Here is a 13,022-nt window from a genome sequence, read left to right as displayed (position 1 = left end):
ACCCACGCACTACGTCGTGCTGATCTTCTCGATCAGCGCCGTCGTCGAGATCGCCGGGGTGCGCGGCAGGTAGACGACCTCGCAGATGTCCTTGAACTCGTCGAACCGGCCGGCCCAGTCGTCCCCCATGACCAGCACGTCAGCCTCGAACTTCATCAGGTAGTCACGCTTGAGCTCGAGGCTCTCCTCGACGAAGACCTCGTCCACCGGCTTGAGCGCGGAGACGATCGCAAGCCGCTCGTCCTCGCTGAAGACCGGATAGCGGTTCTTCTTGCTGAAGTTCAGCGCATCGGCCGAGACCCCCACCACGAGTCGATCACCCAGCTCGGCAGCACGCTCGATGATTCGAAGGTGACCGACGTGGAAGACGTCGAAGGTTCCGAAGGTGACAACTGTGCGAGACATAGGGGCGGATTCTTCCACGCGGCCCACTCATCGTCCAACCCCGCGTCCCCTGGCGGATTCCCCGCGTTCACCTGTGCGTCGCCTCACCCCCGCCCGGGGAACCGACGCTTTCTCGGCTCCTCCGCTCGCACCAGATTCCCCTCGTAGTCACCCCTCACGAGCGCTCCGGCGACGGTGTCGGGACCGACCTCGTGCGCCTTGAGCTTGTAGGTCAGCTTGTGCACGAACGAACCATGGATCGCGGCGATGTCCTCGCCGGTCCCCGACGGTCCGCGAAGCAGACCCTGCAGCTGGTGGGGCACGCTGGTGGGTCGGTGCTGCCCCTTGGTCTCCCAGATCTCGCCGAACCGGTCGTCGAGCTGGGCCAAGGCCTCGAAGAGGTCGTGGAAGAAGAAGTAGTGGGTCACCTTGTCGTGCGACCGGAAGTAGACCTCCAGGGCAGCGTGCATCATGTGCACGATGTAGGAGTTGTTGCGAGCCGCGAGGAACCAGCTCGAGATCCGGGCATCGTTGTACCTGAAGGCGAAGAAGCGGCGGTCACCCACCAGCTCGTCGACGACGTCCAGGTCACCGGTCACGTAGCAGGTCGCATCCACCCAGATGCCGCCGTACTCCTTCAGCAGCGCGATCCGCAGCCAGTCCGAGAACGCGGCCTTCGTGGCCGGCACGCGCTGCTTCACGTGGTTCGGGAGATCGACCCAGTACGGGACGCTCGCCTCGGTGATGAGCCGTAGCTCGATCCCCGGCACTCGCTTCAGCCGCTCGTAGCAGGCCCGGACGATCGGCGGCGCAGCCTCCATGCCCTGTGCCCAGTAGACGAAGACGTACGGCATGTCGCCGTTCTTGTCGGCACGGCTGGCTCGCGCCATCCTCCTGATCTGGTCGAGATGCGCGCTCACGAACCTCCGGACGGCGACCCGCTCCGGCACGGTACCGGGGGACGCCGCCAACAGCTCCGCGGCGGCACCGTCGTCGATCCTCGGATCCTTGGACATCGCCACCCGGCTGGCCTCGGCGGACTCGTCGAGTCGGCCGAGCTGATGGCAGGCCCGACCCAGGGCGTAGCAGGTGGTCGCATCGACGGCCGGGCGCTCGAAGACCGGGGTCAGCGCCGCGACGACCTGTTCGGGCTTCTTCAGTCTCGCGGCGGCGGCGCCCATCAGCAGCCGTGGCGCCAGCGCCTCCGGCTCCTTGTCCACGGCCGCTTCGCTGAGCTCGAGGGCCTCGGCCCACGCGTCTTCCCGTGCCTGCCCCAGCGCAGAGGCGAGGTCGGAGCCGGGAACGACCGCGGCCGCGGCACGCGCGGAGGCCTCGAAGGCCTCGAGCTGCACCCACCCGGCAAGCAGGTCGTCCAGCAGATCCGGGGCGAGGGTGTCCGGGATGACCAGCTCCGAGGCGGAGGCGTCTGGCTCTCCATCCCAGCGGGCGATCAGGCCGGCGGGCGGCGCAGCGGCGGCATCGAGGAAGACGCGTCCGTTCGCCCCCTCCGACAGCTGGAAGCGGGACCACTGCACGGCGCCCTTGGCCGCACCGCAGAACAGCCGGACCCAGGCACCGTCGACCTCCGGAGGCAGCCTGAAGGTCACCGCGAGACGGGTGCGCCCAGGCGCGTTCTGTGCGGCGGCGGACCGGGCGCCGCGCCAGGTCCGCTGTCCGTCCGCCTCCCAGCCGGCGACGATCCGGAGCGCGTCGGGATGCAGCACGCCCCCGAGCGGTGCCTCCAGCTCGACATCAGCGGCGAACGTGTACGTGCGCCCGGGTGACATGCCGAGCCGTAGCCCACCGTCACGCCCGCCCGGGCTGATGTGGGTGTCGTTGCTGGCGCCGTTGCCCTCGATACGCACCGCGCGCACGTCGCCGTCGTCGACCAGGCTCGCGCGGCCGTGCTTGTGCACGTAGATCCAGTCGCCGGGCCCGAGGCGGTGATGCCCGTCGGGGGCGAGATCGGCGGTCAGCACCGGCGATCCGCGCAGGCCCGGATCGGGAAATAGGTTGGCGAGGACAGGACCACCGCCCGCCGGGGCCACGTCGTTCGCTGCTCGATCAGGGTTGTGCACAGCCACCTCGTCTTCGTACCCAGTGGCCGTGCGTCCGAGCTGCCGTGCCGGTTACCCGTCGCTCCATGACGTGCGGGGCGGCTTCATCGGCCGGCCCCGACCCGGTCGCGACGGTTAAGGATAAACCGCCTCGCCCGTCGGTTCTGCCGAACCGCCCGTCGGTTCAGTCGATCAACCCGAAGCCGCGCAGCTCGCGGTAGATGTAGGGCGCCAGCGTCTCGGCGTAGGTCACGCTGATGTGGTCGCGGTCGCGGTAGACGTTGACCCCACCGATGACCGCGGGGCACTTGTCCTCGTCGCAGTAGAAGCGGGTCAGGTCGATGAAATGGGCGTTCTTGGACTGGCGCGCCGCCGGGCCGAACGGGTCGAAGATCGAGTCGTACGACTTCTTCCGGTCGAGGCTGCATTCCTCGTTGGCGCGCGCGACACCGGCCTCCTCCACACAGGCCGGCTGATCCTCGCGGGTCTCACCGGAGGTGGGGTTGTCGCGGACCGCGACCACCGGCACGCCTTGCTTCAGCACCGGCTTCCAGGCGTCCTTGACCGCCTTGACCCGCTCCGGCTTGGGACCGGTGATCAGCTTCGACCACGCCGTGGTCATCACGAAGTCGTAGTCCGTGGCGTTCTTCTCGAGCTTGGCGCCGAGGTCCTTCTTGAGCGAACGGCACTGGTCCTTGAACTCGGTGGTCTTCACGTACGGCTCTCCAGCCGTCCAGGAGCAACCGCTGCCCCAGAACAGCTCGGCCGAGAGCATGCCGCGGTCCGCCAGCGTCTCCAGCGACGACATCAGCACCCGGCTGTGCGAGTCGCCGATCACGGCGATGTGCGGGCGACCGGGCGCTCGCTCGCCGACGGCACACCCCTTCAACGGCCGCTGGAGCAGCTGCTCGTCGCACCCCGGGAAGTCGGGCCAGTCCTCGCGTACGCCGGCCGCGGTCGGGATCAGCACGCCATCGAGCTCGGGGTTGGGGCAGTCCTTCGCACCCGGCGCGCGGGAGGCCGCACCGAAGCAGCGCGGGGCGTCCTCGGTGATCTCGGCGGCGAGGGCCGCGTCCTCGCGGTTCTGCTTCTCGACGTACCCCCACCCCGCGCTGCTGACGCCGACGAGCAGGACCGCCGCGATACCGGTGGCGGCCAGGCTGCGGCCGGGGTGGTGCACGAGCCTGCGATGCGTACGGACCGGGTCCTCGACCCAGTACTTCGTCGCCGCCGCGAGCAGGACGGAGGCCGCGCCGACGAGGAGCCGCTCGACGAGGCCCAGGTGGTCGACGCCGAGGGCGTAGGGAGTCAGGATGATGAGCGGCCAGTGCCACAGGTAGAGCGAGTAGGAGATCTCGCCGAGCCACTGGACCGGCCGCAGGTCACCGATCCGGGTGGGCGACCAGGCAGCGGCCGAGTTGCCCGCCCAGATCAGTGCGGCGGTGGCGACGCAGACCACGACCGCGGCGAAGCCCGGCATCGGCGTCGTCGGGCCGAGCACGAAACAGCTCGCCGTCAGGACCGCGAGCGTCACCCACGAGACCGCGGCTCGGAGGTTGTCGCGGCCGGCGACGACCGGGACGAAGGCGAGCATTGCGCCCAGCCCGAACTCCCAGGCACGTGCCGGCGTGATGAAGTAGGCGGTCTCCGGCGAGGCGACGGTCCACCAGAGTGCGAAGGCGAGCGAGACGGCGGTGACCAGGCCCAGGATGATCGCCGTCATCCGGCGCCGGTCGGCACCGCTGCGCGCGGCGATCCAGCCGGCGAGCAGCACCAGCAGCGGCCAGATCAGGTAGAACTGCTCCTCGCCCGAGAGCGTCCAGTAGTGCTGCACCGGCGAAGCGGCGTGCTGCGCGGCGAGATAGTCCACCGAGTTGCGTGCCAGCTCCCAGTTCTCGATGTAGATCGCCGCCGCACCGATCTCGAGGAAGAACGTCTGCCACTGCACCTTCGGCACCCACAGGAGCGTCCCGATCGCGGTGACGACCAGGACGAGGTACGCCGCGGGCAACAGCCTCCGCGCCCGCTTGGCCCAGAAGTCGGCCAGGCTCAGGCGCCCCTTCTCCTGGCTCCGCAGCAGGTGTGAGGTGATCAGGAACCCCGAGATCACGAAGAAGACATCCACACCGATATAGCCCCCGGGAAGTCGGTTGGGCCACAGGTGGAACAGGACGACAGCGCTGACAGCGAACGCCCTCAGCGCCTGGATCTCGGTGCGAATCACCCGGAGGATTATGGCGATTCCGTGAACGGATCAGGAATTCGGGGCATCGCCCAGCCGACCGACCGACACCACGATCCCGCCCGGTAGACGCAGGGTGCTCAGGCGCACGCCGGTGCCGGGCACCTCGGCCGCCATCAGGTCGACCAGGTCGACGACGCCGCGGCCGGTGAGCTTCGCGACGCACTCCGCCCGGGTCCATCGCTCCCAGAACCCATCGGCGCCGAACCGCCGCGCCAGGGCCGCCGGGACCGTACGCTCCACCTCGCCGTCGACGGCCACGGGGACGTCGTAGGAACCCGTCCAGGCGACCACCCGGCCGTCGTGGAGGTGGCTGCGGGCGCGATATCCCGCCAGCTCGGCATCGCTGCCGACGCTGAGCTGGTCGCGGAGCATCAGATCGAGCCGCCGCCGTCGATGACGATCGACTGGCCGTTGATGTTGGTCTGCTCGAGCAGCAGCATCCGGACGGTCGGGACGACGTCCTCGGGAGTGGTCATCGCACCCGACGGCGTCCGTCGCGCGATCGACTCGAGCTGGTTCGCCCCCAGCACCGCGGACATCTCCGAGGCGAAGAACCCGGGAGCGACGGCGTTGGCCAGCACCCGGCCACCGAGCTCACGGGCCAGGGAGCGGGTCGCCGCGTCGAGACCGCCCTTGGTGGCCGAGTAGGCCACGAGGCCCTGATAGCCACGCTGGCCGCAGATCGAGGTCACGTTGACGACCCGGCCCTTCAGGCCCTTGCCGATCAGCCGCCGCAGCACGAACCGGGTCAGCACCAGGGGCGCCGTCAGGTTGGTCTCGATGATCTGGGCGATCCGGTCGGAGGAGGTGTGCACGTGCAGCGAGTCCTGGCCGATCGCGGCGTTGTTGACCAGGCCGTCGATGACGCCGAGCTTTCCCTCGACCTCCTTGACGAACGCCTGGGCCGCCTTCTCGTCGGTCACGTCGACCGAGCCGACATGGGTGGCGTCGGGGTACTTCGAGGCCAGCGCCTCGAGCTCGGGGGTCACCGTGCGCGCGAAGGCCGCGACCTTGACGCCGCGCTCGAGCAGGTCGGTGACGATGGCCAGACCGAGGCCGCGCGAGGCACCGGAGACCAGCACCACGGACACCGGCGGGATGGGTGGGAAGTCAGACATCGCTCTTCAGCGTCTCCTTGGCCGGGATCTCGGCAAGCATCTTGATACGCCGGGGCACGGCGTACTCGGGCAGCCGCTCGGCCGCCCAGCGGGTCAGGTCGTCGGGGTTCACGTCGGAGCCCTGGCCGGCGACCACGTCGGCGACGACCATGGTGCCGACCAGCGGCGCCTTCCGGCCGCGTACGGAGGCCCAGGCCACGTCCGGGTGGGACTGCAGCAGGTCCCGGACGGCACCGGCGGACACCTTGGAGCCACCGACGTTGAGCTCGTCCCGGTCCAGGCGACCGGTGACCAGCACCCGGCCGTCCTCGATGCGGGCGGCGTCGCCGGTGCGTACGGCGCCGGCCAGCTCGGTGCCCGAGGCGTCGACGCCGTGGTGCGGCGAGGTGATCACCAGCTCACCGTCCGCCACCGCCAGCCGTGGGCGGCCGGGGACCTCGCGACCCAGCCACTCCACCGGGAACCCGGCGCGGCCGTCGTGGACGACGATCGAGGCGCCGACCTCGGAGGAGGCGTAGATCCAGGACACGCGCGCGTCCGGGAAGACCTCGCCGAGCTGGGTCAGCACGGCCTGGTCGACCGGTTCACCACCGAGCGTGACCTGCTCGAGCGGAAGCTTGCGCAGCTCGGCGCCGTGGCGCATCAACGTACGCCGCCAGAAGGTCGGGGTCCCGGAGACCGCGGTGACACCATGCTCGAGCGCGGGCGTCACCCAGTCGTCCAGGTCGGCGGGATCGACGAGCACCAGGTCCTGACCGGGCACACCGAGCCCGAGGGTGATCACCTGCCACCAGGCGTAGGTGCCAGGTGAGTAGGGGCACAGCCAGGTGCGCGGAGCCAGCTCGCCGGTCACGGTCGAGAGCGAAGCCAGGGTGTGACCGACCCGCTTGGGCCGGCCGGTCGACCCCGAGGTGAGCAGCCAGACCCGGCCGTCCTCGGTTGCGCGGTGACTCGTGGCCGCCTGGACGTCGTCCCCGGCGGCCAGGTCGAACCCCGCCCCACGCAGCTCCTCGGCCAGCGCCTCGTCGAGCCGTCCGGCGGCCACGACGAGCAGCTCGCCGCCGTCCTCCAACGCGGCGACCGCTGGCAGCGCGTCGACGCTGTGCTCCACCACGTGGGCCGTCGGCGAGGGCCGTGGGCCGGCCTGCTGGACGAGCTCACCCCAGGTCGTACGCCTCCCCGTCCGGGCGTCGACGACGAGGTTGTCGGCGATCACTGCCCCTGGATCTCCACGAGCAGGTCGAGCACGTCTCCGATCGTCTCGATCGAGCGGAGTCCGGCCGCCTCGAAGTTGAGCTCGTCACCGATCTCGTCCTCGACCCGGAGCGCGAGCTCGGAGAAGTCGAGGGAGCGGAAGCCGATGTCGGCCAGCTTCGCCGTGTCGTCAGCGGGCAGGGTCTTTCCCTGCACGGCCAGCACCTCGCCCATGAGCTTGCGGACCGCCGGTCGGTCAAGAGTCTCCATGGCCTCGGACCATATAACGTGAGGGCGCATCCCATGACGTCCGAGGAGACCGATGTTACGACCGGCGACCGACGCCGACCTGACGAGCATGCTGACGTGGCGCAACCAGGACGCGAACCGGTCGGTGAGCATCAACCAGCATCTGATCACCGCCGAGGAGCACGCCGCCTGGTGGTCCCGGGTCGCCCGGGACCCCACCCGCCGGGTGCTGATGTTCGAGTACGCCGACCGCCCCCTCGGCGTGGTGACCTTCTTCGACCACGATCCCGTCGCCCGGTCCGCGTCCTGGGGGTTCTACCTCGACCACGACGGCACCACCGCCGACGGCACCGCGCTGCTGGCGTGGACCAAGGTGATGCGTGAGGCCGTGGCGTACGCCTTCGCCCCGGAGCCGGACGGTCTCGACATCGACCTCCTCGAGGGCGAGGTGCTCCCCCACAACGAGTCCGTCCGCGCCATGAACCGCCGGCTCGGGTTCACCGAGGGCGAGCCCTACGATCAGACCGTCGACGGCGGCGTGGTGACCGCCATCCCGGTCAGCCTGCACCGCGACGACCGACCGACCCGACGTTCCGGCAAGGAGCAGTGATGACCACCCACGAGATCACCGTCGGGGGCCGCACAATCGGTCCCGGGCACGAGCCGTTCGTGATCGCGGAGATGTCCGGCAACCACGGCGGCGACCTGGAGCGGGCGCTCGACATCGTCCGCGCCGCCGGCGAGGCCGGCGCGCACGCGCTCAAGATCCAGACCTACACCGCCGACACCATCACCCTGGACGTCGACACCCCCGCCTTCCGGCTCTCGGCCGACCACCCGCTGTGGCCCAACCGCCGCCTCCACGAGCTCTACGAGGAGGCGCACACCCCGTGGGAGTGGCACGAGCCGATCTTCGCGCTCGCCTCCGAGCTGGGCATGGTCCCCTTCTCCGCCGCCTTCGACCCGACCGCGGTCGACTTCCTGGTCAAGCTGGGTGTCCCGATGCTGAAGTCGGCCTCCTCCGAGATCACCGACCTGCCGCTGGTCCGGGCGATCGCCGAGACCGGGTTGCCGACCATCATCTCCACCGGCACCGCGACGCTCGCGGAGATCGACGCGGCGGTGCGTACGGCCCGGGCGACCGGCAACGACGACCTCGTCGTGCTGGCCTGCACGGCGTCCTATCCGGCTCCTCCGGAGGCCTCCAACCTCCGCGGGATCCCGGTGCTGCGCGACGGGCTCGACGTCGCTGTCGGCCTCTCCGACCACACGCTCGGCATCGGTGCCTCGGTCGCCGCCGTCGCCCTCGGCGCCTGCGTGATCGAGAAGCACATCACGCTCTCCCGCGCGGACGGTGCCGTCGACTCCGACTTCTCCCTGGAGCCGCACGAGTTCGCCTCGCTGGTCAGCGAGACCAGGATCGCCTGGCAGGCGCTCGGCGAGGCCCGGATCGGCCCGAAGTCGGCCGAGCGGGAGGGCCTGCGGTTCCGTCGTTCGCTCTTCGTCACCCGCGACGTACGCGCCGGGGAGAAGGTCGGGCCGGACAACGTACGCTCCGTCCGCCCTGCCGACGGGCTTCCGCCGGGCGACGTGGACATCGTCTTCGGCCGTTCCTTCACCCAGGACGTCCCGGCCGGCACGCCGCTGAGCTGGGACCTGGTCTAGATCGGTCTAGACGCGCTCGAGGGCCAGGAGGGCGTCGGCGACGCGCTCCGGCCCCCGGCCGTCGACCGTGGCCCAGCAGGCCGCGCGCAGCCGCTCCCGCAGACGTACGTCGCCCAGGAGGTCACGCATCCGGGCCACCGCAGCCTCGGCATCGCCGTCGAGCTCGGCCAGCGTGGCGATCCCGACCGCCAGCCGGTCCTCGTCCATCCGGACGTACGCCTCCCGCTGGTTGTCGGCGACGCAGACGAATCCGACCGCAGCGCCGAGGCAGAAGAGCTCCCAGGCCGAGGTGCCGGCGGCGCTGAGCACCACGTCGGCGTCGGCGACCAGCTCGGCCAGGACGTCGGTCGGCCCGATCACGTGGACGGTCTGCCCCGGCGCCGGCTCGATGCCGGCGATCTCCTCGGCCAGCTCCGGGGTGGCCGCGATGGCGGTCAGGTCGACGGCGATGCCGGTGCGCACGACCAGGCGCACGACCCGCGGCGAGACCCCGAAGGCGTCCGTGCCACCGAAGAACGCCAGCACCCGCAGAGGCGTGTGCTCGTCGGCGGCGGCCTTGGCCACGCTCGGACGCTGCCGGACGATGTCGCGCCGCTGCTGGGCGTAGTCGAGCCCACCGAGATGCCGGGCCCCCTCGGGGAGCGTCCACGCGGAGGACTCCGCACCGAGGTTCTGGTCCAGGAAGAGGTCGGCGACCCGGCCACCGGGGTCGCCGTCGGTGAGCGCCAGCAGCGGCCAGCGTTGCCGCAGCTCGGCGTAGACCGAGACCGGGAGGAGATAGGAGTCCACGACCACCGACGACGGCTCGATGCCGGCGAGCGCGTCGAGGACGTCGCGGAGATCGCCCGATCCCGGTGACGCGATCTCGATCCCACGCCGCCGCACCTGCTCGGCAGCCCAGGGCACCTCGTCGAGGTCCGCGACCACCACCACGGGAACTCCGCGCGCGACGAGCTCCTCCCCGAGCGCCAGGCAGCGCATGACGTGCCCGATCCCGACACCGGGTCCGGCGTCGCACACCATCGCCACCCGGAGACGCTCGTCGTCGGGCGATCCCATGGACATGTCTGTGCAACCCCCCGGATCCGTCCGTTTCTGGCGAACGGCATCTGTCACCTTTTGCGCGCCGTATCGTTGGCGCTGCAGATGAGGTCAAGACTAGAGAGCATCCCTGTGACCGTGCCGAATTCGGAAGTCCGAGAGTCCCCCGCCAACCATCCTCTCGATGGCGCCAGCATCCTGGTCACCGGCGGGACCGGCTCGTTCGGGAAGGCGTTCATCCGCAACGTCCTCGACAACCTCAACCCGAGGCGCGTGATCGTCTTCTCACGCGACGAGCTCAAGCAGTACGAGTGCCGCCAGCTGTTCGGCAACGACCCGAGGCTTCGCTGGTTCATCGGAGACATCCGCGATCGCGACCGGCTGCACCGGGCGCTCCACGACGTCGACTACGTCGTCCACGCCGCGGCGCTCAAGCAGGTCGACACCGGGGAGTACAATCCCTTCGAGTTCATCAAGACCAACGTCCTGGGTTCGCAGAACGTCGTCGAGGCCTCGATCGACGCCGGCGTCAAGAAGGTCGTCGCCCTCTCGACCGACAAGGCCTCCTCACCGATCAACCTCTACGGCGCGACCAAGCTGACGGCCGACAAGATCTTCATCCTCGGCAACAACTACGCCGCCTCCTACGAGACCCGGTTCTCCGTGGTGCGCTACGGCAACGTCACCGGCTCGCGCGGGTCGATCATCCCGAGGTGGAAGGCGATGGCCGAGCGCGGTGAGCCGCTCGGGATCACCGACATGCGGTGCACCCGGTTCCTGATCACGCTGCCGCAGGCGGTGCAGATGGTGCTCGACACCTTCGAGCTCATGCAGGGCGGCGAGCTGCTCGTCCCGCACATCCCCTCCCACAAGGTCGTCGATCTGGCGAAGGCGGTCGCCCCCGACGCGACCTTCGTCGACATCGGCCTCCGGCCCGGCGAGAAGCTCCACGAGGAGATGATCAGCCCGGAAGAGGGCCGCCGGGCGGTCAGCATCCGCGACGGGAAGTACTACGTGATCGAGCCCGAGAACCCGCAGTGGGGCTACAAGCCGATCATGGACGCCGTGCCGGTTCCCGACGGCTTCCACTGCGCCTCGGACAAGAACGACATCTGGTACGACGCCGACGACCTCCGCGCGGTTCTGGAGTCGGGGATCTGAGCATGCTGCCCTACGGCCGCCAGTCGGTCTCCGAGGAGGACATCGAGGCCGTCACGGCGATCCTGCGTGGCGACTGGCTCACCACCGGACCGACGGTCGATGCGTTCGAGCAGGCGCTCTCCGACCTGGTCGGTGGGCACCGGGCGGTCTCGTGCACCTCCGGCACCGCTGCCCTCCACATCGCCTACGCCGCCGCCGGGGTGGGTGCCGGTGATGAGGTCGTCACCACGCCGATGACGTTCGTCGCGACCGCGTCGGGGGCCTCGCTGCTCGGCGCGAAGGTCGTCTTCGCCGACGTCGAGGAGGACACCGCCCTCCTCGACCCGGCCGCCGTCGACGCCCTCGTCACCGACCGCACCAAAGTCGTGGCGGCCGTCGACTACGCGGGCCATCCGGCCGACTACGCCGCGCTGCAGCCGATCGCCGACCGGGTCGGCGCGCTGACGCTCGGCGACGCGGCCCACTCGATCGGCGGCTCCGCCGGCGGACGCCCGGTCGGGGACCTGGCCGACCTGACCACGCTCTCGTTCTTCCCGACCAAGAACCTCACCACCGCCGAGGGCGGCGCCGTCGTCGCCAAGGACGCCGCCATCGCGCAGCGGGCCCACGAGTTCCACTTCGTGGGGCTGATGCGTGATGCCGACCGGTTCCGGATCAAGGACGAGGGGCCGTGGCACCAGGAGGTCCACGAGTTCGGGCTCAACTACCGGCTCACCGACCTGCAGTGCGCCTTCGGCCTCTCCCAGCTCAGGAGGCTGGCCGGGTTCAAGCAGCGGCGTGCGGAGATCACCGCCCGCTACAACGCCGCGCTCGCCGACGTCGAGGGGCTGCGGCTGCCGGTCCGGCGCGAGGGCGTCGACCCGGCGTGGCACCTCTACCCGGTGCGCATCCTCGAGGACCGCCGGCGCGAGGTCTTCGAGAAGATGCGGGCGTCCGGCATCGGCGTACAGGTCAACTACATCCCGGTCTACTGGCATCCGGTCTACGCCGACCTGGGCTACCGGCGCGGGATGTGCCCGAACGCGGAGGCGTTCTACGCCGAGGAGCTCTCCTTGCCGCTGTTCCCCGACCTGACCGACGACCAGGTCGACCAGGTCGTCGAGACCCTGATCGGCATCCTGTGAAGACCGCCGTCATCACCCAGGCCCGGATGACCAGCACCCGCCTCCCCGGCAAGGTGCTGCGCGAGGCGGCCGGCATCACCATGCTCGAGCACCACCTCACCCGGCTCACCGCGGCCGGACTCGCGGTGATCGTCGCGACGACCACCAACGCCGACGACGATCCGGTCGCCGTCCTGGCCGACAAGCTCGGCGCCGGGGTGGTCCGTGGCAGCGAGCACGACGTGCTGTCCCGCTTCGCGCTGGCGGTGCGAGAGTTCGAGCCCGACGTCGTCGTCCGGGTGACCAGCGACTGCCCCCTGATCGACGGCGATGTCGTACGCCGCGGCGTGGACGCCTGGGTGGCCGCCGGTGACCCCGCGCTCTATGCCAGCAACGCCCTGGAGCGCACCTATCCGCGAGGGCTCGACTTCGAGGTCTTCTCCGCGGAGGCGCTGCTGGAGGCCGACCGGAACGCCACCGAGACTCCCCACCGCGAGCACGTCACCCCGTGGCTCTACACCGACAGCGCCCGGCCCAAGCTCAACCTGCCGTGGGAGCGGGACGCCTCGGCGTACCGGATCACGCTCGACACCCCCGAGGACATGCAGCTCCTGCGGATCCTCATCGAGGACCACGACGCGCTTCGTCTCGACGCCGCCGGCCTCGTCTCGCTCCTGGAGGCCCATCCCGAGCTGGTCGAGATCAACGCCCAGATCGAGCAGAAGAAGCTCGGTCAGTGAGCCTCGGCCAGTAGGATTCGTGACCACGCGGGACGTCGCGCCGCACCCCATCCCAGCAGCGACAA

Annotated in this window: 13 protein-coding genes; 5 read left to right on the top strand and 8 right to left on the bottom strand. The window is 70.2% G+C overall.

Going from position 1 to position 13,022, the window contains the following annotated elements:
* Positions 1–9: 9 nt before the first annotated feature.
* The 7 genes from HD557_RS00530 to HD557_RS00500 form a co-directional block, all read right to left on the bottom strand.
* On the bottom strand, positions 10–405 hold the full coding sequence (locus tag HD557_RS00530) for an adenylyltransferase/cytidyltransferase family protein (RefSeq protein ID WP_008354890.1): 396 nt from the start codon (positions 403–405) through the stop codon (positions 10–12).
* Between the two features lie 83 nt (positions 406–488).
* Positions 489–2,468, bottom strand: coding sequence for a capsular polysaccharide synthesis protein (locus HD557_RS28855; RefSeq protein ID WP_196872443.1), 1,980 nt, complete (start codon positions 2,466–2,468; stop codon positions 489–491).
* 157 nt (positions 2,469–2,625) lie between these two features.
* Complete coding sequence (locus HD557_RS00520; RefSeq protein WP_196872442.1) at positions 2,626–4,665, bottom strand: acyltransferase family protein; 2,040 nt, start codon at positions 4,663–4,665, stop codon at positions 2,626–2,628.
* A 30-nt stretch (positions 4,666–4,695) separates the two neighbouring features.
* Positions 4,696–5,058, bottom strand: coding sequence for a 4-phosphopantetheinyl transferase family protein (locus HD557_RS00515; protein WP_196872441.1), 363 nt, complete (start codon positions 5,056–5,058; stop codon positions 4,696–4,698).
* Complete coding sequence (locus HD557_RS00510; protein ID WP_196872440.1) at positions 5,058–5,804, bottom strand: SDR family NAD(P)-dependent oxidoreductase; 747 nt, start codon at positions 5,802–5,804, stop codon at positions 5,058–5,060. The genes HD557_RS00515 and HD557_RS00510 overlap by 1 nt, the downstream gene beginning before the upstream one ends.
* On the bottom strand, positions 5,797–7,020 hold the full coding sequence (locus HD557_RS00505) for an AMP-binding protein (RefSeq protein ID WP_196872439.1): 1,224 nt from the start codon (positions 7,018–7,020) through the stop codon (positions 5,797–5,799). The genes HD557_RS00510 and HD557_RS00505 overlap by 8 nt, the downstream gene beginning before the upstream one ends.
* A complete protein-coding gene (locus tag HD557_RS00500) occupies positions 7,017–7,268 on the bottom strand; it encodes a phosphopantetheine-binding protein (RefSeq protein ID WP_008354901.1) in 252 nt (83 codons plus the stop codon). Before HD557_RS00500 ends, HD557_RS00505 begins: the two co-directional genes overlap by 4 nt.
* Before the next feature lie 52 nt (positions 7,269–7,320).
* Between HD557_RS00500 and HD557_RS00495 the strand changes: the two genes are divergently transcribed.
* Complete coding sequence (locus tag HD557_RS00495) at positions 7,321–7,857, top strand: GNAT family N-acetyltransferase (RefSeq protein WP_196872438.1); 537 nt, start codon at positions 7,321–7,323, stop codon at positions 7,855–7,857.
* A complete protein-coding gene (gene pseI, locus HD557_RS00490) occupies positions 7,857–8,912 on the top strand; it encodes a pseudaminic acid synthase (protein WP_196872437.1) in 1,056 nt (351 codons plus the stop codon). The genes HD557_RS00495 and pseI overlap by 1 nt, the downstream gene beginning before the upstream one ends.
* 6 nt (positions 8,913–8,918) lie before the next feature.
* Here the strand turns inward: pseI and HD557_RS00485 are convergent, their stop codons facing one another.
* Entirely contained in the window at positions 8,919–9,977 is a 1,059-nt protein-coding gene (locus tag HD557_RS00485; RefSeq protein WP_231380120.1) for a PseG/SpsG family protein, read from the bottom strand.
* Positions 9,978–10,091: 114 nt separating this feature from the next.
* Here HD557_RS00485 and pseB point away from each other — a divergent pair, with 114 nt between their 5' ends.
* From pseB to HD557_RS00470, 3 genes are read left to right on the top strand one after another with little or no spacing between them, the layout of a single operon-like run.
* Complete coding sequence (gene pseB, locus HD557_RS00480; protein ID WP_008354908.1) at positions 10,092–11,114, top strand: UDP-N-acetylglucosamine 4,6-dehydratase (inverting); 1,023 nt, start codon at positions 10,092–10,094, stop codon at positions 11,112–11,114.
* Between the two features lie 2 nt (positions 11,115–11,116).
* Positions 11,117–12,238: a DegT/DnrJ/EryC1/StrS family aminotransferase gene (locus HD557_RS00475; protein ID WP_196872434.1), complete on the top strand. Its 1,122-nt coding sequence runs from the start codon at positions 11,117–11,119 to the stop codon at positions 12,236–12,238.
* Positions 12,235–12,957: a cytidylyltransferase domain-containing protein gene (locus HD557_RS00470; RefSeq protein WP_196872433.1), complete on the top strand. Its 723-nt coding sequence runs from the start codon at positions 12,235–12,237 to the stop codon at positions 12,955–12,957. The genes HD557_RS00475 and HD557_RS00470 overlap by 4 nt, the downstream gene beginning before the upstream one ends.
* Positions 12,958–13,022 lie beyond the last annotated feature (65 nt).

Origin of the sequence: Nocardioides luteus (assembly GCF_015752315.1) — a bacterium.
In the GTDB taxonomy this organism is placed as follows: Bacteria; Actinomycetota; Actinomycetes; order Propionibacteriales; family Nocardioidaceae; genus Nocardioides.
The sequence above is the reverse complement of the archived record's forward strand: the minus strand, read 5'-3'. Positions and strand labels throughout refer to the sequence as shown.